This window comes from Amycolatopsis mediterranei, from assembly GCF_026017845.1.
GTDB classification, from domain to species: Bacteria; Actinomycetota; Actinomycetes; order Mycobacteriales; family Pseudonocardiaceae; genus Amycolatopsis; species Amycolatopsis mediterranei.
The window spans coordinates 4,438,241-4,456,633 of sequence record NZ_CP100416.1 but is presented as its reverse complement, the minus strand read 5'-3'; the positions used below and the strand labels follow the sequence as shown (position 1 = coordinate 4,456,633).

Below are 18,393 nucleotides of genomic sequence, written 5' to 3'. Positions count from 1 at the left end.
GAACCCTCTCGGCTGTCGGGAGAAGTCGCCCCGGATCCGCGGTCGGCGCCGGACGGAGGCCACGACTGTACTGATCACCGGCGGGCGACCGGGACGGCAGGGGTCACCAGATTTCGTAGGTGGCTTCGTCGCCGTGCACGATGACGGCCCAGATCACCAGGACGTCGAGGGCGATCACGATGACGCCCCAGAACGGGTACGCGGACAGGAAAGCCAGCTGCGCCAGCGCGTTGAACCCGGCGAGCGCGACCGTGACGACCCGCGCCCACTGCGAACCGGTGAAGAGGGCGATCCCCGTCACCACGACGAGAAGGCCGACGATCAGGTGGAGCCAGCCCCAGCCGGCCAGGGAAAAGACGAGCAGTCCCGACGGGCCGATCACGTAGTAGTCCCGGTCGAACAGCGCGACCACGCCTTCGACCACGTTGAACAGTCCGGCCAGGACGGTGATCGCCCCGGCGAACCAGATCCAGCCGACCCGCCGCGAGCGCGCGACGGCCCGGTCCGGCGGAACGGGGGCCCGGGCGCCGGTCGTGCCGGTCCGGGGCTGCATGGGTTCGGTCATGGTCCTTCTTCCTCGTTCCTCGTGCTGGGCTGCGGACCCGGGCGATCATGGTCGGTCGCCGGTCCGCCGGTCCTCGCCCGCCCCAGGTGAGATCAGCCGGCGCCGGCGCGGGATCCGCGCGGCTCACACGGCGTGGGCGATGCCGCCCGCCCGCACCCGGGAAACAGTGCGGCACGACCACCGATCTCCCAGACCGAGGAGGACGTCATGTCCACGTTGACCGTGTGGCGGTTCCCGACCGTCGAAGGTGCCGAAAACGCATTGGATCTGCTACGGCAGCTGCAGAAGCAGCAGCTGATCTCGATCGCCGATGCGGCTTACGTGAGCTGGCCCGAAGGCCGGAAGAAGCCGAAGACCAAGGACCTCGGCTCGTTGACCGGCGTCGGCGCGCTGGGCGGGGGCTTCTGGGGCCTGCTGTTCGGCCTGATCTTCCTGGTGCCCCTGCTGGGCATGGCCGTCGGCGCGGCGATCGGCGCGCTCACCGGGTCATTGAGTCACGTCGGGATCGACGAGGAGTTCATCGGCACCGTCCGGTCCCAGGTCACCCCGGGGACCTCCGCGCTGTTCGTGATGTCCGAGGACACCGTGCTGGACCGGGTCGTCGAGCCGTTCAAGGAAACCGGTGCCACGTTGCTGAGCACCAACCTCTCCGACGTCGAGGAAGCCCGGTTGCGGGAGGCCTTCGACGAGTCCTCGCAGCGGGAAATGCGGTAGCCGCGGGCAGGACCGCGGCGACGCCCCCGAGCGCCGCCGCGGTCCTGTGTGGGAGGTCGCCCGCCCCGCGCGCTCCCCCGAGAGCGCCGCCGGGGCCGGCCGGACGGGATGGCGAAGCGTGGCGCCGGGCCGGACCGGCGGGGAGATCTCCGCGGCGCACCCACCGGGATGCCGGCCACTCGTCGTCCGCTTCGTCATCACCGCACCTCCACGCCTCACCCTGCGGCCAGGGCCGCCGCGGGTCGTCACCCGTGGTGGATGACTCCCCGCTTCACCCCCGGCGGGCGACGCCCCGGACGGCTCCGCGCCCGACGATCCGTCCCATGACTCTCACCGACAACGAGACCGCGGCTCCCGACGTGCGGATCGCCCGGGCCCGCGCGGCGCGCGTGGCCGTCCCCGCGGACGGCCACGCCGAGTTCCCCTGCTCCCTCCGGCGCGCCGATCCCCTCACGCTGCTGGCCCGCCAGGACCGCGACCGGGTCCCCGAACTGCTGCCGCTGCGCTACGGCCGGATGGCCGCCTCGCCGCTCGCCTACTTCCGCGGTGCGGCCCTCCCCGCGGCGGCCGACCTCGCCCTGACCCCGCGGACCGGGTTCGGCGTCCAGGCGTGCGGCGACGCCCAGCTCGCCAACTTCGGCTTGTTCACCGCCCAGGGCCGGCGTCTGGTGTTCGACTTCGCCGACTTCGGCGAAACCCTGCCCGCGCCGTGGGAATGGGACGTCAAGCGGCTGGCCGCGAGCTTCGAGGTCACCGGCCGGGAGAACGGCCACACGGCGGCCCTGCGCCGGCGCAGCGTGCTCGCCGCGGTCGAGGCCTACCGCCTGGCGATGCACGACTTCGCGCGCCGCACGTCGCTCGACATCTTCTTCGCCCCCGCCGACGCCCGGACGCTGCGGGTGGTCGCCGCCCACCGGCTGGGCACGGAGAAGCGCCGCCCCGCCGGCGTCCGGCGGTGGACCGAAATCCGCGACGGGCACCTGCGGCTGGCCGCGCGGCCGCCTTCGGTCGTCCCGGCGGGTCACCTGGCCGGGGACGGCGACCCGGCGACGCTCACCGACCGCCTCGGCGCCGTGCTCGCGCAGTACCGGCGCACCCTCGGGCCCGCGCGCAGGGCACTGCTGGACCGCTACCGGCTCGCCGACGCGGCCCGCACGGTGACCGGGCCGGCCGACGCGGGCACGCGGAGCTGGCTGGCGCTGCTCGTCCGCACGGGGACCGGCGACCCGCTCTTCCTGCAGCTGAAGGAGATCCGGCCGTCGGTGCTGCAGGAGTACACCGGCGCCACCGTGCCCGGCGGGCCCGGCAGGCGGGTGGTCACCGGCCAGCGGCTGATCCAGGCCACCGGCGACGTCTTCCTCGGCTGGGCCCGGACCACGGCTTTCGACGGCCGCGCGCGGGAGTTCCACGTCCGCCGGTCGCGCGACGACCAGGCTGTCGGCGACGTCACCGCGATGAGCCCGGACGTCCTGCGGGCCCACGCCCGGTTGTGCGGGTGGACACTGGCCCGGGCGCACGCGCGCACCGGGGACGCCCTCGCGATCGCCGCCTACCTGGGTTCGAGCCCGGCGTTCGCCGAGGCCGTCGGGCAGTTCGCCGTGGCATGCGCCGACCAGAACGAACGCGACCACGCCGCCCTCCGCCAGGCGATCCGGCTCGGTCACGTCACGGCGGCCCCCGCGTCGTGACCGAGCACCTCGCGGGTGCCGCGCACCGGCCTTCACCCGCCGGCGCGGTGCACCGTCCCCGGCAGCTCCCGGACCCGGTGCACGGAATGCACGTGCATCCCGAGCGCTTCGAGCCGCCGCAGGATCACCGGAAGGCTTCCGGGATCGGCGACGGTCCCGAAAACTATCGTATCCGGCGGCACGGGCACGACCAGCACACCGCGGAAATCCCCGACACCTTCGGCGGCCCGATCCGGAATGGCGCCGCCGCCCCGGAACACGTAATTCGTCCCCCTCGCCAGACCGGCGACACCCGCCCGGCTCATCGGGTGCCCCGGTCGCGGCGGGCCCGGCCCGCCGAGAACCACGCGCGGGCGACGAGCGCCACGTCGAACAGCACCACCAGCGCGGACCAGCCGCGCACCGGCAGGAAGACCAGCCGCGCGACCAGGTCAGCACCGGCTCGGACCCCCGTTCGCAGCTCGGCCACCGGGGTCAGCGCGGACAGCGCGACGGCCAGCCCGAGCAGCACCGAACCGACGCTGATCCGGCCGGTCCGCACCACGTCGAGAACCACGACCTCACCCGGTCCGAGCCAGCAGAACTGGGAAACGGCGAATCGCCGATGCGGTTTCCCGGGAGAATCTCCACGATTTTTCACCCGGCCCACCATTGTGCCCGCGACCGCCGTTCTCTTCGCCCGCGGCGGGTGAGCCGAGCCAATTGCGTGGCAGGATCCGCCGGGATTATCCGCAAACCGATCACGAAGGAGGAACGGACATGCGGCAGTGCCACGAAGTCCCGTCCCGAAGACGGGTACCGAGGACCAAGATCACCGTGCCCCGGCCACCCGCGGACTTCGTGTCGCGGCCGCGTCTGCTCACCGCCCTCGACGGAACCGGCGAGGCGGCCATGGTCTTCGTCGGCGCCCCGGCCGGGTTCGGCAAGACCGTGCTGCTCGCCGAATGGGCGCGGCGCCGGGACGGCGGCACGGTCGCCTGGCTGTCGGCCGACACCGACGACAACGACGACCGGCTCTTCTGGTCCGCGGTCCTCGAAGCCCTCGGCCGCTGCGGCCGGATCCCGGCCGGCAACCCGCTGCGGCGGCTGGCGGTTCCCGAAGTGCCGAGCACCGATCTCGCCTTCCTGGCCCAGGTCGCCGACGCGCTCGACGCGCTGCCCGAACCCGTCGTGCTCGTCCTCGACAGCGCTCAAGAGATCACCTCGCCCGGTCCGTGGCACGGGTTGCGGACGCTGGTCCGCCACCAGCCGGCGGGCCTGTGCCTGGCGGTCGCGAGCCGGCGGGAACCGCCGCTGCCGCTGGGCCGGGCCCGGCTCGCCGACCGGCTCGCCGAGGTCGGCGCCGGCCGGCTGCGGTTCACCGCCGAAGAAGCGAACGCGCTGCTGGCCACCGCCGGCCCGGCGATCCCGCGGGACCAGGTCGCCGAGCTGGTCGCCCGGACCGGCGGCTGGCCGGCCGGGCTGCGGCTCGCGGCGGCGTCCGCCGCCCGGCACGGCAGCCTGCGCGACTTCCTCTCCGGCCGGGACGGCGCCGCGCTCGGCTACCTGACCGACGAGGTGCTCGCCGCCCTCACCCCGGCGCAGCGGGAACTGCTGCGGACGATCAGCATCTGCGACGAGGTCCCCACCGGGCTGGCCCCGGTGCTTTCCGGGCGCACGGATGCCGAAGCGATGCTCCGCGAACTCGGCGAGCCGGCCACCCAGCTCATCGATTCCACGGGCACCCCGCCGCACCACCGGGTGCTGCCGATGCTGCGCACCTACCTGCGCGCGGACCTGCACCGGCGGGCGCCGGACCGGGCGCGCTCCCTGCACGCGAAGGCGGCCGGCTGGTTCGCCGAGCACGACCGGCCTGCGCAGGCGCTGCTGCACAGCGTCCGCTCCGGCCGGCCCGCCCGGGTCGGCGAGCTGCTGCGCGAGCACGCCGTGACGCTGTTCCTCGCGGGTGAGCACCACGTCCTGCGGGTGGCGCTGACCTTGCTGGAGGACCGCCGGATCGCGGCCGATCCGCCGGCCGCGCTGATCGCGGCCGGGCTGTACCTGGAGGCGGCCGAGACGTCGGCGGCCGGCCTGCAGCTGGCGCGGGCCGAGGCGTCGTGGCCGGACCGGCCGACGCCGGAGCTGACCGTCCTGCGGCAGCTGACCTACTCCTGGCTCGCCCAGCTCGACCACAGCGCGCCCCAGGCCGCCCGCGTCGCCGCGGAGGTCGACGAGGAGCTGGCCGCCGGCGCCGGGCTGGGCGGCCTCGCGACCCTGCACCGCGCCGGTGTCCTCATCGGCCGCGACGAGCGCGAGCCGGCCCGGGAAGCCCTGCTGCGGGTGCTCGGCACCGCCGAGCAGGTCCACCAGGACTTCACCGTCGCCCAGTGCCTCACCTTGCTGGCCGAGCTGGCCTGCCACGACGGCGACTACCGGGCGATGGAGACGCTGGCCCGCCGGGCCGGCGCCCGCCTGCCCCGCCAGGATCCCCCGCGGTCGCTGCAGGGCGCCCAGGCCGGTGCGCTGCTGGCGTACGGAGCTCTGCTGTCCGGGGAACCGGCCGAATGCCTGCTGCAGGCGAAACGGGTCGGGCAGCTGCTCGGAGACGCGCCCGCGCGGGCGGCCAGGGAACTGCGGCTGTTCGCCGAAACCCTGCGGGGAGCCGCGGAGTTCGAGCTCGGCGGCTGGCACGCGGGGCTGCGGCGGATGCGCCGGGCCCGCACCCGCCTCGGCGCCGGACGCGCCTGCCCATCCGGCCACGCGGCCCTCTGCGCCGTGCTGGAGCAGCGCGCCGCCCTGCGGCTGGGCGCGGCGGCCCAGTCGCGGGAAACCGTCCGCTGGGCCCTCCCGGTCCTCGCCGGCTCGGGCGAGCTGCTGCTGATGCGCGCCCGGACCCAGCTGCGGCTCGGCCGGCACCACGCGGCGAGTTCCGTGCTGCGGTCCCTGGCGGAGGGCGAAGCCCCGATGGAACTGGCCTGGGCCGGGATCGAGGCATCCCTGATCGGCGTGCAGGCGGCGCTGGCGGCCGGGGCACGGGACCGGGCGGCCCGGCTGCTGGACGAGGCGCTGCGGGCCGCCGAACCCACCGGCGTCCGGTTCCCGTTCGTCTTCGCCCCGCCCGAGCTGATCGGGTTCCTGACCAGCCGGCTGGGCGGGCTGGGCACCGGCGAGCGGTTCGCGGGCGAGATCCTCGCCGTCCGCCGCCGGCTGCGCACCCCGCCGATGCCGGCGCCGCTGACCGAACGCGAGCGCAGCGTCCTGCGCCTGTTGCCCACGCAGCGGTCGATCGACGAGATCGCCGAGGACCTGACCGTCTCGCCGAACACCGTCAAGACCCACGTCCGCGGCATCTACGCGAAACTCGACGTCCGCAGCAGGCGTGAGGCCGTGACGATCGCGCAGGAACGCGGGCTGCTCGACGCCGAAGTCGCCGACTTCACGGTCTGAGCGGCGGTCCTCGAGCGGGGGCGGCCGGGGTGCCGTGTGATCAGCCGGAGGAAGAGGCGAGCCAGGCGCGACGGCCGGGATGGCGCTCGCGACAACACGGCAGGCGGCCGGAACGGCACCCGCCGACAACACAGCCGGCGGACCGACGGCCCACAGGTTCGCCCCACCCGGAGCGGGTGAAGCGGCCCCAGCCGGGATCCGGTCGAGTGGGGCCGGGCACGCGCGAGCGTGCCCGGCCCCCATCCCGGACGAGGAGAAGTCATGGCACTGGCGAGCGCGGAGTACCCGTTTCTCGGTCTGATGTGGACGATGCTGGTGTTCTTCTGCTGGATCGCCTGGTTCTGGCTGCTGTTCCTGGCGTTCGGCGACCTGTTCCGCCGCGACGACGTCTCCGGCTGGGCCAAGGCCGGCTGGACGGTGCTGCTGATCGTGCTGCCGTTCCTCGGCGTCCTGCTCTACCTGGTCACCCAGGGGCGGCACCTGCCCGAGCGGCAGCGCGCCCGCGAAGCGGCCGCGCGCGACCGGTTCGACGGCTACGTGCGCTCGGTGTCCACATCGGACACCACGGGCGCGGCCCAGATCGCCCAGGCCCGGCGGCTGCTGGAGGAGGGCGTCATCGACGACGCGGAATACCAGGCCCTCAAGCGGAAGGCCCTCGCACGTTGAGCGCGGCGCGCCGGTGGCGGTTCGTCCACCTCGCGGTGCTCCGGCCGCTGCTCACGGTCACCGCGCTCGTCTGCCTCTACTACCTGCTGCCGGTCGACCAGGCCCTGCGGCCGTGGACGGCGGTCCTCTTCGCGGCCGGGCTCGCCCTCGTGGTGCTGCTGGTCGCCGGCGAGGTGCGGATGATCCTGCGCTCGCCCTTCCCGGCCTGGCAGGGCGTCCAGGCACTCGCCCTCATCCTCCCGCTCTTCCTGCTGCTGTTCGCCGACGGCTACTACGTGCTCGCCCACGACAGCGCCGGCTCGTTCGGCACGGCGTTGACGCGCACCGACGCGCTCTACTTCACCGTCACCGTGTTCACCACCGTGGGCTTCGGCGACATCGCCCCGGCCGCCACCGCTGCCCGGGTGCTGGTGACCCTCCAGATGATCGCCGACCTCGTGGTGCTGGGGGTGGTCCTGCGGGTGATCGTCACCGCGGTCCGGCACTCCTCCCCGGACGGCGGATCAGTCCGGCGCCGGCAGCAGCAGGGCCGCGAGCAGGCCGGCCACCGCCACGACGACCAGGGTCGCGAGGGCCAGCGCGAAGGAACGCCCGCCGAGGTGCGGCGTCCCGGCCAGGACGGACCCGGCCAGCGCCGTCCCCACCGACGAGCCGAGGTTGGACACGCTGCGCGACACTCCCGAAATGTCGCCCTGCGCGGAGTCCGGGAAGCGGGACTGCACCAGGTTCACCGAGGCCGTCAGCATGATCCCGACACCGGCGCCGAGCAGGAACAGCCCGGGCACCGCGCTCGCCACTCCGGAGCCGGCCCGGACCAGCAGCAGCACGAGGACCAGGCCCGCGACGGTGAGGAGGAAGCCGGCCCGGACGAGGCCGCGCTGGGAGTGCCGGCGCGCCAGCCGCCCGGCGGCCGCCGAGGCGCCCAGGATGCCGATCGTCGCGGGGGTCAGCATCAGCCCGGTCTCGACGGCGTCGTACCCGCGGACCTCCTGCAGAAAGACCGCCACCACGAAGAACGACCCCTGCAGGACGAGCCATTGGACGTGCTGGGTCAGCAAGCCGAGTCCGGTGACGCGGTCGCGGAAGAGCCCGGAGGGCACGAGCGGCTCCCGGCCCTTCCGTTCCCGCGCCCGGACGTGCCTGAAGAACACGAACAGGAAGGCGGCGCCGATGCCGGCGAACAGCCACACCGGCGACAGCCCGCCGGCGGGCAGCAGCACCACCCCGCCGACGGCGAAGTCCGTCCGTGACACCAGCCAGCCGTAGGTGCCCGCCTGCAGGACGCCGAAGACGACGAAGAACAGCCCCGCCGCGGAAAGGATCGCGCCGGGGACGTCGAAGTGCCGCTCGCGCGGCGGCGACGGCGGCTCGGTGATCCGCCGGGCCAGCACGACGATCACGCCGACCAGCAGCACCTGCAGGAGGAAGGACGCGCGCCAGCCGAACCACGTCGTGACCAGGCCGCCGACGAGCGGCCCGGCCGCGGCGCCCAGCGCGCCCGCCCCGCTGACCACGCCGAAGGCCCGCGCGCGGGCGGTCAGGTCGCGGCTGGTCACCGTGACCAGGATGTAGATCGGCGGGATCATCAGGGCCGACCCGATTCCCTCGAGCAACGAGTACCCGAAGATCAGCAGGCCCGGCCCGCGGGCGGCCGAGGCCAGCAGCGCGCCGGCGCCGTAGACGGCCAGCCCGGCCAGGAAGCAGCGCTTGCGGCCCAGCAGGTCGCTCAGCTTGCTGCCGGGCACCATGAGCGACGCCATGGTGAGGGTGAACACGGTGATCGCCGTCTGCACGCCGATCACCGTCGTGCCGAGGTCGGCGGCGATGGCGCTGACGGCCACGGTCATGGTGGTGGCCGCGTAGCTCGCCACGAACTGGGCGAGGGCCAGGGGCAGCACGATCATCGGCGGGCCTTCCTGCTGGGGTGGCGCACACACTGGCGTGCGGCGGCCCCGGGCCACCTCACCCCGCGGGGATGAGGCAGCGCGGCCCCGCCCCGGCGACGGTGCACCCGAGGAGAACCCGGTGCCCCCGTTGGAGGAACGATGACCGAGACCACGATCGCCGAGCACGGGCTGATCGGTGACCTGCAGACCGCCGCGCTGGTGACGACCGACGGGTCGATCGACTGGTTCTGCGCCCCGCGCTTCGACTCGCCGTCGGTCTTCGGCGCCCTGCTCGACGACGAGCACGGCGGCCGGTTCCGCATCCGCCCGGCCGGCGCGTGCGCCAGTTCGCAGATGTACCACCCGGACACCGCGGTGCTGATCACCCGGTTCTCCGGCCCGGACGGCCTCGGCGAGGTCGTCGACTTCATGCCGCCGTGCGGCACGGGTGCCACGACCCGGCACCGGATCGCCCGGCTCGTGCGCTGCGTCCGCGGCCGGATGACGTTCGACGTGGTGGTCGCGCCCCGGTTCGACTACGGCCGCCGTCCGCACCAGGCGATCCTCGTCGCGAACGGTGCGGTGTTCGTCGCGCGGGAGACTTCCCTGGCGCTGCACGCGGTCCGCGAGCCGGGCGACGAGCACCTCGCCGAGGCGCGCGTCGAAGGCGGTGACGTCCACCTGAGTCTCAGCTTGACGGCCGGCCAGGTCCGCGGGGTCATGCTGGAGACCGACGCCGCGGAGCCGCCGCGCGAGATCCGCGTCGCCGAGTTCGAGGAGCTCTTCCGGTCCACTGTGGACTGGTGGCGCTCGTGGCTGGCCCGGTCCACCTACCGCGGCCGCTGGCGGGAGATCGTGGCCCGCTCGGCGATCACCCTCAAGCTGCTCACCTATGCGCCGACCGGTGGCCTGGTCGCCGCGCCCACCCTCGGGCTGCCCGAACAGCTCGGCGGCGAGCGCAACTGGGACTACCGCTACACCTGGGTCCGGGATGCGTCGTTTTCGGTTTCGGCGTTGCTGTCGCTCGGGTTCGCGGAGGAGGCGGCCCGGTTCGGGAACTGGCTCGGCGACCGCATCCGCGAAGGCGTCGGCGGCACGAGCGGGCCGCTCTCCGTGCTGTACCGGGTGGACGGCACCACGGACCTGCGGGAGGAGAGCCTCGCCCACTGGTCCGGGTACCGCGGGTCGAGCCCGGTCCGGATCGGCAACGACGCGGCCGGGCAGCTGCAGCTCGACATCTACGGCGAAGCACTCGACAGCGTCTTCGCCGCCGACGGCGCGGGGTTCGAGCTGCCCCACCAGGGCTGGACGGCGTTGCGCGCGGCTCTGGACTGGCTGGGCGAACACTGGGACCAGCCCGAAGAAGGCATCTGGGAGACCCGCGGCGGCCGCAAGCGCTTCACCTACGGCCGCCTGATGAGCTGGGTCGCCTTCGACCGCGGCATCAGGTTGGCCGCCGCCCACGGCCGGCCGGCGCCGGTGGAGGACTGGACGTGGCAGCGCGACAGCATCCACGGCCAGATCCTCGCCCGCGGCTGGCACCGCACGCGCAACGCCTTCGTCCAGCACGACACGGGTGAGGACCTCGACGCGGCCCTGCTCCGCATGCCCCGCACCGGTTTTCTCCCGCCCAAGGACCCGCTGTGGCTCTCGACGCTCGACGCGATCCAGGACAGCCTGGTGACCGACAGCCTGGTCTACCGCTACGACCCCGCCGCGTCCCCGGACGGGCTGGCCGGCTCCGAAGGCACGTTTTCGTTGTGCAGCTTCGCCTACGTCGACGCGCTGGCCCGCGCCGGGCGGCTGGAGGAAGCCCGCACGGCGTTCGAGAAGATGCTGACCTACGCCAACCACGTCGGCCTGTACGCCGAGGAGATCGCCCCGACCGGCGAGCAGCTGGGCAACTTCCCTCAGGCGTTCACACACTTGGCGCTCATCGACGCGGCCGTCACGCTCGACGCCGCTCTCGGCTGAGGAGCCGGTCTCGCCCGTCGCGGGTGACCCGGCCGGACCCGGCCTGACACACGATGAAGCACCCGTCGAGGCGAGCCCGGGAGGCCGACTGCCATGACCACCACCAACCGACCGAGCCGGTCCCCGGAAGCCGCGGGGCCGCCGCCCGCCGGAGGGAGCCGGCGCGCCCGGCGGCCGGCCGCCGAGTGGATTTCCTGGGTCGCGCTCGCGCTGATGACGACCGGTTCGGTCGCGAGCCTGCGCCCCTCGCCGACGATGGCCGTGTACGGCTTGGCCGCCGTTTTCCTCTACGTCGTCCCGGCGATCGTGTTCCTGCTGCCGACCTCGCTGGTCTCCGCCGAGCTGGCGTCCGGCTGGCCGGGCGGGGTGTACAACTGGGTCGCGCTCGGGATTTCCAAGCCGGCGGGCTTCCTGGCCGTCTGGTGCCAGTTCGCGATGACGATCTTCTACTACCCGAGCCTGCTCGGGTACGTCGCCAGCACGCTCGCCTACGTCTTCGACCCGGATCTGGCGACCAGCGGGTGGTGGACGGCGGCGGTGATCGTCGTCGCCTACTGGTCGGGGGTCTGGATCTCCTCCCGGGGCACCAAGGGCGTGGCCGGGCTCGCCGGCGGCGGGCTCGTCATCGGGACGATCCTGCCCGGTGCGCTGCTGGTGATCCTCGGCCTCGTGTTCCTCGGGCGGGGCCACCCGTCCGCGGCCCCGATGTCGGCGAGCCACCTGCTGCCCGCGTGGGCCGGGCTGGCCGGCCTCGTACTGATCGTGAACAACTTCCTGTCCTACTCCGGCATGGAGATGAACGCGGTGCACGTGTCCTCGCTGCGCAAACCGGGCAAGGAGTTCCCCCGCGCCATGTTCGTCGCGATGGGGCTCGTGCTGCTCATCTTCATCCTGCCCGCCCTCGCGATCAGCTGGGTGGTCCCGTCCGACGAGCTTTCGCTCACGGCGGGGGTGATGCAGGCCTTCGACGCCGTGTTCGCCGGCTTCGGGATCCAGTGGCTGACCCCGGTGATCGGCATCCTGCTCGTGCTGGCCTCCCTCGGCGGGATGCTGACCTGGCTGGCCGGCCCGTCGAAGGGACTGCTGCTGATCGCCCGGCAGGAGGGGTACCTGCCGCCGTTCCTGCAGCGGCTCAACGGCCGGGGCGTGCAGCAGAACATCCTCGTCGCCCAGGGCGCGGTCACCACCCTGATCGCGCTGCTCTACGCGTTCATCCCGGACGTGTCGAGCGCGTACTGGATCTTCTCGGTGATCACCACCCAGGTCTACCTGATCATGTACCTGCTGATGTTCGTCGCGGCGGTGCGGCTGCGGCGCAAGTTCCCCGACCACCCGCGCGGCTTCCGCGCGCCGATGCTGCTCGGCCTGTGCGGCATCGGGTTCTGCGCTTCGCTGGCCGCCCTGCTCGTGGGGTTCGTCCCGCCTTCGCAGTTCGGTTCGGGCAGCCCGTGGGTGTACCTGGGGATCGTCGGCGGCGGCGCGCTCGGGCTCGGCCTGCTGGTGCCGTTCCTGTTCTACCGCCTGCGCAAACCGTCGTGGCGGCAACCGGAGGTGACCACGTCATGACCACTGTGGACGAACGATCGAGCCGGACGCAGCGGATGCTCGTCTACCTGGCCGTCGGCATCGTGCTGGGCGGCCTGCTCGCGGCCGGGTACCTGGTCTCCCGCTCCGCGCGGGCGTCCGCCGAAGCGGAAGCGAAAGCCGATCGGCTCGCCGTCCGGCTCGCCCAGGAGGGTGCGCGGTCGCCCTCGCGCGACCAGCTCGTCAAGCTGCTCGGCACGGACGGCGGCGCGATCTGCGCCGATCCCGGTGCGGCGCTCGCCCGGGCGAGCGGCCCCGCGGCGCTCCCGGCCCTGCCGCCGGAGACGCTGGTCCGCGTGCGGGAGCTCGTCATCGAGGTCTACTGTCCCGAGAAGGCCCGGTGAGCGCGATGGATCTCCGGAAGCGAGTGGACGAGCTGATGCCGCGAGCCCGCGATGAACTCGCGGACCTGGTCGCGATGCGCTCGGTCGCCGACCCACGGCAGTTCCCGCCGGAGGAGTGCCGGCGCGCCGCCGCCTGGGTGGCCGAGGCGTTCGCCGGGGCCGGGTTCGACACCCACCTCGCCGACACCCCGGACGGCAGCCAAGCCGTGCTCGGCTCCCGGCCGTGCGGCCACGAGGACGCCCCGACCGTGCTGCTCTACGCCCACTACGACGTCCAGCCGCCCTTGGCGGACGACCAGTGGCGGACGCCGCCGTTCCGGCTGACCGAAGTGGACGGACGCTGGTACGGCCGCGGCGCAGCCGACTGCAAGGGCAACATCCTCATGCACCTCACCGCGCTGCGGGCCCTCGGCGACGACGTGCCGGTCGACCTCAAGCTGGTCGTCGAGGGTTCGGAGGAGCAGGGCACCGGCGGTCTGGAGGCGTTCGTGCCCAAGCACGCCGAACTCCTGCGCGCCGACGCGATCCTGGTGGGCGACACCGGGAACGTCGCGGTCGGGCACCCGGCGGTCACGGTCAGCCTGCGCGGCATGGTCAACGTCGTCGTCCACGTCGACGCACTGCCGTCCGAACTGCACTCCGGCATGTTCGGCGGCCCCGCGCCGGACGCACTGGCCGCGCTGGTGACGGTGCTGGCCACCCTGCGCGACGACGACGGCGCCACGACCGTCCACGGCCTGCCCGGCGACGGCCGCTGGCCGGGCGCCCCGTACCCGGCGGCGCAGTTCCGGGCCGACGCGGGCCTGTCCCCCGGCGCCGTCCTGCTCGGCAGCGGCGAAGTCGGGGACACGCTGTGGGCGCGTCCGGCGGTGACGGTGCTCGGCATCGACTGCCCGCCGGTCGTCGGCTCCACGGCGGCGCTCGTCCCCCGCGCCCGGGCCCGGCTGAACCTGCGCATCCCGCCCGGCGTCGACCCGTACCACGCGGCGTGCGCGCTGAGCGAGCACCTGATGGCGGCCGCGCCGTGGGGCGTGGACGTCTCGGTGGAGGTCGAGGCCATGGGCGAGCCGTTCCGCGCCGCCACCGGCGGCCCCGCCCACCAGGCGATGGGCGAAGCCATGCGGACCGCGTACGGCCGCCCGGCGAGCCGGCTCGGACAGGGCGGATCGATCCCGCTGTGCACCGTCTTCGCCGAAACCTACCCCGATGCCGAGATCCTGCTCATCGGCGTCGAGGAACCGCAGGCCCGCATCCACGCGCCGAACGAAAGCGTGGCACCGCAGGAGATCGCGGACATGGCGCTGGCCGAAGCGTTGTTCCTGCGGGGCTACGGCGCACTGCGGAAGGAGCGAACGGGAGGCTGATCCGCTCCGCTCACAGACCGAGCTGGTCGCGCCCGACGGCGGTCAGGTCGTCGACGGTGGCGCGGCCGGTCCAGGTCCGCTCGTAGTCTTCGGGCGCGAAGTCGCCCGGGCTCTTGCCGGCCAGGAACGCCCGGCCGCACTGCTCGGCGTAGGCGGCGTTCTTCGCGCAATGCGGGCTCGCCGGGATGTACATGACGCTTCCCCAGCGGTCCGGATTGGTGCCGTCGGCGACCGCGTGGACGACGTCGCCGTGCCACCACACCGTGTCCCCCGGCTCGACGTCGGGGATCGACGTCAGCGCGGGCAGCAGGTCGTCGTGGTACTTGTCGTCGACGGGCAGCGCCTGGCCGTTCACCGCGCCGCAGAGGTCGTCGCCGGGGATGTCGTCCTGGAGCGCGCGAAGCAGGACGTACACGATCGCCGACGGGATCGGCACGACGTGCAGCACGCCGTCGCCCCGGCGCATCTCCGACAAGGCCGTCCAGCCCTGGAAGGTGCGGAAGGCCGAGCACATCACCGTCGACGGGTACTCGTCGACTTCGGTGCGGTACGCGCCGTCCCACGGGTCGTAGGCGCGCCAGTCGCCGTCGAAGACGTGCCGGAAAACGCGCTGGTAGGCCGGCAGCAGCCAGCGTTCGACCGAGCCGGAGTCGGTGTGGGCGGACAGGCCGAGGGACGCCGATCCGGGCGCGCGGCGGCGGATGCGGTCGGGGTAGGCCGTGTCGCGATCGGGGTCGAACCAGACGCGGCCCTCGGACTCGTGCCGCCAGAAGGAGTTGAGGAACCGGCGGACGGCGACCATGTGCTCGTGCTGGCGGGCCTGGATCTGCGGCTTCGACCAGTAGACGGGGTAGATCTGCGGCTGCCCGGACGCGAGGCCGGCGAAGACGTCGTCGGCCGGGCCCTGGTAGGTGCCGGCGAAGTCGTTGTCCGCGAGGTACGCGGCCAGCTCGGCGTCCCACGCTTCGGCGGTTTCGGGAGCGAACGTGCCTCGGACGACGGCGCACCCGCGGCGGCGGACGGCGCCGAGCGTCCGGTGCGGCACGGCGCCTTCGGCGATGTCGCGGAACCGGACCACCGGAAAGGCGGCCGGGTCGGTGGCGACGGCGTCGACCTCCCGCCGCATCCGGTCCCGGACTCCGGCGAACGCGCCGGCGACGTCGCCGATCCGGGCGCGCAGCTCCTGTTTCGTCCGCGAAATCGCCTCGGCCATGTTCGCAGGCAGCTCGGTGGTCGTCATCCGTCCTCGCGATCTTTGGTTAGGACTCCTTACTAGAATGTCCCCGCTACGGTAACCCGAGACCGATCCCGCGACAAGAGGTGCCATGTCCGACCCCGACCGGCCGCTCCCGCGCCTGGCGATGCTGCGGGCCATGACCGACCGCGCGGTGCTCGACCGGGTCTTCGCCCGGAACCGGATCACGCGGGCCGAACTCGCCGCGACCACCGGGATCTCGAAGCCGACGATCTCCGAGTCCGTCCGGCGGCTGGAGACGGCAGGCGCACTGCGGGCCACCGGCTCCGACCAGACCGGCCGCCGCGGCCGGATCGCCACCTTCTACGAACTGGCCGCCGACGCCGGCCGCGTCGTCGCCGCCGAGGTCAACCAGCAGGGCATCCGCACCGTGACGACCGACTTGACCGGGACCGTCCTGGCCACCGAGCGGCACGCGCCCGGCCGCCGGCCGATGGCGGCCGCGGTGCGGGCGGCCGTCACCGCCGCGAGCGCCGCCGGGCCGGGGCCGGTGCGGGCGACCGCGATCTCGGTCGCCAACCCCGTCGACCCCGTCGCGCACCAGGTCGTCGCCCTGCCGGGCTCGCCCTTCCCCGAAGGCACTCTGCGGGCCGGCGAAATCGGCTCGGACGTCCTGCTCGACAACGACGTCAACTTCTCCGCGCTCGCCGAACGGCGGGAGGGCGCCGCGCGGGGCGCGAAGAGCTTCGCGTACGTCTACGTCGGCGCCGGGCTCGGCGTCAGCCTCTACGTCGGCGAGCACCTGATCCGCGGCGCGCACGGGCTCGCGGGCGAGATCGGCTACCTGGACAGCGCGGGGCGCACACTCGCCGACGCGCTGGCCGGCCAGGGGTTCGGCCGCGCGGACGCGCCGTCACTCGACGTCGGCGCGCTGCTGAGCACCCTCGACAACGCGGCGTCCGGGGACGCCGTGGCCATCGAACGGCTCCAGCTGCTGGGCGCGACACTCGGCCGGGCCGTGGCCGCGATCTGCACGATCGTCGACCCTGACCTCATCGTGCTGGGCGGCCCGGCCGGGAGCCGGGCGGGGCTCGTGACCGAAATCCGGCGAACGGTCAGCGCGGCGGCGCCCGGGCCGGTGCGGGTGACGGCCGGCGAAGTCACGGACTCGGCGGCCCTGCGCGGCGCGCTGCTGTCCGCCCTCGACCACGGCCGCGACCGCCTGGTCGAAGCCGTTGCCGAAAGCTGACCACCACACCGGGATTTCCGCGGACGGAACGGAGACGACCACCATGGCCCGCTTGGTGTCGCTGAACGTCGGGATGCCCCAGGACGTGCCCTGGCAGGGCCGGACCGTCCACACGGGAATCTTCAAGTACCCGGTCGAAGGCCGCCGCCTGGTCCGCCGGCTCAACGTCGACGGTGACGGCCAAGGCGATCTGGGCGGCCACGGCGGCGAGAACCGCGCGGTGCTCGTGTACCAGCGCCAGTCCTACGAGCACTGGCGGCGGTTCCTCGGCCGCGACGACCTCGAGGACGGCCGGTTCGGCGAGAACTTCACCGTCGACGGCCTGCCCGACGACGAGGTGCACATCGGCGACCGGTTCCGCATCGGCGAGGCCGAGTTCGAGGTCACCCAGCCGCGCGTCACGTGCTTCCGCGTCGGGATGCGCCTCGGCGAGCCGCGGATGCCCTCCCTGCTGGTGGCGCACCACCGGCCCGGCTTCTACCTGCGGGTGATCACCGAAGGCCACGTCCAGGCCGGCGACGAGATCGTCCGCACCCGGACCGGCCGGCACGAGCTGACCGTCGCGGACATCGACGCGCTCCTCTACCTGCCCGGCCGCGACCGGGACACGCTGCGCAAAGCCCTCGACGTCCCCGCGCTCAGTCCCGGCTGGCAGGGGTCGTTCCGGGACCTGCTGGCCGCGGAGGAACCGCCGGCACCCCGTGGCTGGAGCGGGTTCCGGCCGCTGCGCGTCGCCCGGGTGGTGCCCGAGAGCACGACCGTGGATTCGCTCCACCTGGCCGCCGACGACGGCGCGCCGCTCCCCCGGCCCGAGCCGGGCCAGTACCTCACCCTGCGGGTACCCGGGGCCGGCGACCCGGCGCCGGTCCGCAGCTACTCGCTGTCGGCGGCGCCGTCGGACCGCGAATACCGCATCAGCGTCAAGCGGGACGGGGTGGTCAGCAGCTACCTCCACACGCACCTGGCGGCCGGCGCGGTCGTGGACGTCGCGGCGCCCCGGGGCGAGTTCGTCCTGGCCGAAGACGACCGTCCCGTGGTCCTCGTGTCCGCGGGCATCGGCGTGACGCCGGTCCTGGCCATGCTGCACGCACTCGCCGCGAACCGGGCGTCCCGGGAGGTCTGGTGGCTGCACACCACCCGGACCGCGGCCGAGCACGCGTTCGCCGCCGAAGCGCACCGGCTGCTGGCGAGCCTTCCGCACGGCCACGAGCACATCCGCTACACCGCGGAAAACGGCCGGCTGACCCGCGAGACACTGTCCGCTTTGGACCTTCCCGTCGACGGCACGGCCTACCTGTGCGGGCCGGACGCCTTCATGACGGCGATGCGGGATTCCCTGGTATCGCTGGGTTTCGACCCGACTCGTGTCCACAGTGAACTGTTCGGCGGCGTGTCCGCGATCAACCCCGGCCTCACCGGCGTCGTCCGCAAGACCCCGCATCCCCCGGCCGGTGCCGCGGGAACGGGGCCCGCGGTCACGTTCGCGCGCAGCGGGCTCACGGTGCCGTGGAGCGACGGCTACCCGAGCCTGCTCGAGTTCGCCGAGGCGTGCGACGTGCCGACGCGCTGGTCGTGCCGTACCGGCGTCTGCCACACCTGCGCGACCCCGCTACTGTCCGGCCGGGTGCGCTACGACCCCGACCCGCTCGAGCCGCCGGCGCCCGGCGATGCCCTCGTCTGCTGCGCCCGGCCGCAGGACGACGTCGTCCTGGATCTCTGACGAGGGCCCCTTCCCACC

The 18,393-nt window shown here is 73.7% G+C and carries 14 protein-coding genes and 1 pseudogene; 11 read left to right on the top strand and 4 right to left on the bottom strand.

All coding sequences use genetic code 11. From position 1 onward, the window contains the following. Positions 1-103: 103 nt before the first annotated feature. Positions 104-565, bottom strand: a complete 462-nt coding sequence (locus tag ISP_RS20675) for a DUF7144 family membrane protein (protein WP_013225759.1) — start codon at positions 563-565, stop codon at positions 104-106. Between the two features lie 207 nt (positions 566-772). Between ISP_RS20675 and ISP_RS20670 the strand changes: the two genes are divergently transcribed. Together ISP_RS20670 and ISP_RS20665 are read left to right on the top strand one after the other, a co-directional pair. Continuing rightward, the gene (locus ISP_RS20670; RefSeq protein ID WP_013225758.1) at positions 773-1,279 is read left to right on the top strand and encodes a DUF1269 domain-containing protein; all 507 of its coding nucleotides are present in this window, start codon (positions 773-775) and stop codon (positions 1,277-1,279) included. Positions 1,280-1,602: 323 nt separating this feature from the next. After that, positions 1,603-2,967: a DUF2252 domain-containing protein gene (locus tag ISP_RS20665; protein WP_013225757.1), complete on the top strand. Its 1,365-nt coding sequence runs from the start codon at positions 1,603-1,605 to the stop codon at positions 2,965-2,967. Positions 2,968-3,268: 301 nt separating this feature from the next. On the opposite strand, the gene ISP_RS20660 is transcribed toward ISP_RS20665, so the two are convergent. After that, entirely contained in the window at positions 3,269-3,523 is a 255-nt protein-coding gene (locus ISP_RS20660) for a hypothetical protein (RefSeq protein WP_013225755.1), read from the bottom strand. A 203-nt stretch (positions 3,524-3,726) separates the two neighbouring features. On the opposite strand from ISP_RS20660, the gene ISP_RS20655 reads away from it, so the two are divergent. The 3 genes and pseudogenes from ISP_RS20655 to ISP_RS20645 all read left to right on the top strand — a co-directional run. Then, positions 3,727-6,393 (top strand): LuxR C-terminal-related transcriptional regulator, encoded by a 2,667-nt coding sequence (locus tag ISP_RS20655; protein ID WP_013225754.1) that lies wholly within the window; start codon positions 3,727-3,729, stop codon positions 6,391-6,393. A 261-nt stretch (positions 6,394-6,654) separates the two neighbouring features. Next, positions 6,655-7,059, top strand: a complete 405-nt coding sequence (locus tag ISP_RS20650) for an SHOCT domain-containing protein (RefSeq protein ID WP_013225753.1) — start codon at positions 6,655-6,657, stop codon at positions 7,057-7,059. A 179-nt stretch (positions 7,060-7,238) separates the two neighbouring features. Continuing rightward, positions 7,239-7,478, top strand: a pseudogene (locus tag ISP_RS20645) (ion channel); the annotation flags it as partial. Positions 7,479-7,562: 84 nt separating this feature from the next. Here ISP_RS20645 and ISP_RS20640 read toward each other — a convergent pair. Next, complete coding sequence (locus ISP_RS20640) at positions 7,563-8,963, bottom strand: MFS transporter (protein WP_013225752.1); 1,401 nt, start codon at positions 8,961-8,963, stop codon at positions 7,563-7,565. Positions 8,964-9,104: 141 nt separating this feature from the next. Here ISP_RS20640 and ISP_RS20635 point away from each other — a divergent pair, with 141 nt between their 5' ends. The 4 genes from ISP_RS20635 (at position 9,105) to ISP_RS20620 (ending at position 14,211) form a co-directional block, all read left to right on the top strand. Then, entirely contained in the window at positions 9,105-10,919 is a 1,815-nt protein-coding gene (locus tag ISP_RS20635; RefSeq protein ID WP_013225751.1) for a glycoside hydrolase family 15 protein, read from the top strand. Between the two features lie 93 nt (positions 10,920-11,012). Further along, positions 11,013-12,485, top strand: coding sequence for an APC family permease (locus tag ISP_RS20630; RefSeq protein ID WP_013225750.1), 1,473 nt, complete (start codon positions 11,013-11,015; stop codon positions 12,483-12,485). Beyond that, positions 12,482-12,847, top strand: coding sequence for a hypothetical protein (locus ISP_RS20625; protein WP_013225749.1), 366 nt, complete (start codon positions 12,482-12,484; stop codon positions 12,845-12,847). Before ISP_RS20630 ends, ISP_RS20625 begins: the two co-directional genes overlap by 4 nt. Before the next feature lie 5 nt (positions 12,848-12,852). Further along, positions 12,853-14,211, top strand: a complete 1,359-nt coding sequence (locus ISP_RS20620) for a dipeptidase (protein WP_034285284.1) — start codon at positions 12,853-12,855, stop codon at positions 14,209-14,211. A 10-nt stretch (positions 14,212-14,221) separates the two neighbouring features. Here the strand turns inward: ISP_RS20620 and ISP_RS20615 are convergent, their stop codons facing one another. Continuing rightward, positions 14,222-15,451 (bottom strand): YbiU family protein, encoded by a 1,230-nt coding sequence (locus ISP_RS20615; protein WP_013225746.1) that lies wholly within the window; start codon positions 15,449-15,451, stop codon positions 14,222-14,224. Between the two features lie 85 nt (positions 15,452-15,536). Here ISP_RS20615 and ISP_RS20610 point away from each other — a divergent pair, with 85 nt between their 5' ends. Together ISP_RS20610 and ISP_RS20605 are read left to right on the top strand one after the other, a co-directional pair. After that, positions 15,537-16,655 carry an ROK family transcriptional regulator gene (locus ISP_RS20610; protein WP_013225745.1) on the top strand — a complete coding sequence of 373 codons (1,119 nt, stop codon included), beginning with the start codon at positions 15,537-15,539 and terminating at the stop codon, positions 16,653-16,655. Between the two features lie 43 nt (positions 16,656-16,698). After that, positions 16,699-18,375 carry an MOSC and FAD-binding oxidoreductase domain-containing protein gene (locus tag ISP_RS20605; RefSeq protein ID WP_013225744.1) on the top strand — a complete coding sequence of 559 codons (1,677 nt, stop codon included), beginning with the start codon at positions 16,699-16,701 and terminating at the stop codon, positions 18,373-18,375. The last annotated feature ends 18 nt before the right edge of the window (positions 18,376-18,393 follow it).

Bases quoted from the DNA above. Each gene is read 5' to 3' on its own strand.
- ISP_RS20675 (WP_013225759.1), bottom strand. From the start codon at position 565: ATGACCGAACCCATGCAGCCCCGGACCGGCACGACCGGCGCCCGGGCC.
- ISP_RS20670 (WP_013225758.1), top strand. From the start codon at position 773: ATGTCCACGTTGACCGTGTGGCGGTTCCCGACCGTCGAAGGTGCCGAA.
- ISP_RS20665 (WP_013225757.1), top strand. From the start codon at position 1,603: ATGACTCTCACCGACAACGAGACCGCGGCTCCCGACGTGCGGATCGCC.
- ISP_RS20655 (WP_013225754.1), top strand. From the start codon at position 3,727: ATGCGGCAGTGCCACGAAGTCCCGTCCCGAAGACGGGTACCGAGGACC.
- ISP_RS20650 (WP_013225753.1), top strand. From the start codon at position 6,655: ATGGCACTGGCGAGCGCGGAGTACCCGTTTCTCGGTCTGATGTGGACG.
- ISP_RS20640 (WP_013225752.1), bottom strand. From the start codon at position 8,963: ATGATCGTGCTGCCCCTGGCCCTCGCCCAGTTCGTGGCGAGCTACGCG.
- ISP_RS20635 (WP_013225751.1), top strand. From the start codon at position 9,105: ATGACCGAGACCACGATCGCCGAGCACGGGCTGATCGGTGACCTGCAG.
- ISP_RS20630 (WP_013225750.1), top strand. From the start codon at position 11,013: ATGACCACCACCAACCGACCGAGCCGGTCCCCGGAAGCCGCGGGGCCG.
- ISP_RS20625 (WP_013225749.1), top strand. From the start codon at position 12,482: ATGACCACTGTGGACGAACGATCGAGCCGGACGCAGCGGATGCTCGTC.
- ISP_RS20620 (WP_034285284.1), top strand. From the start codon at position 12,853: ATGGATCTCCGGAAGCGAGTGGACGAGCTGATGCCGCGAGCCCGCGAT.
- ISP_RS20615 (WP_013225746.1), bottom strand. From the start codon at position 15,451: ATGACGACCACCGAGCTGCCTGCGAACATGGCCGAGGCGATTTCGCGG.
- ISP_RS20610 (WP_013225745.1), top strand. From the start codon at position 15,537: ATGTCCGACCCCGACCGGCCGCTCCCGCGCCTGGCGATGCTGCGGGCC.
- ISP_RS20605 (WP_013225744.1), top strand. From the start codon at position 16,699: ATGGCCCGCTTGGTGTCGCTGAACGTCGGGATGCCCCAGGACGTGCCC.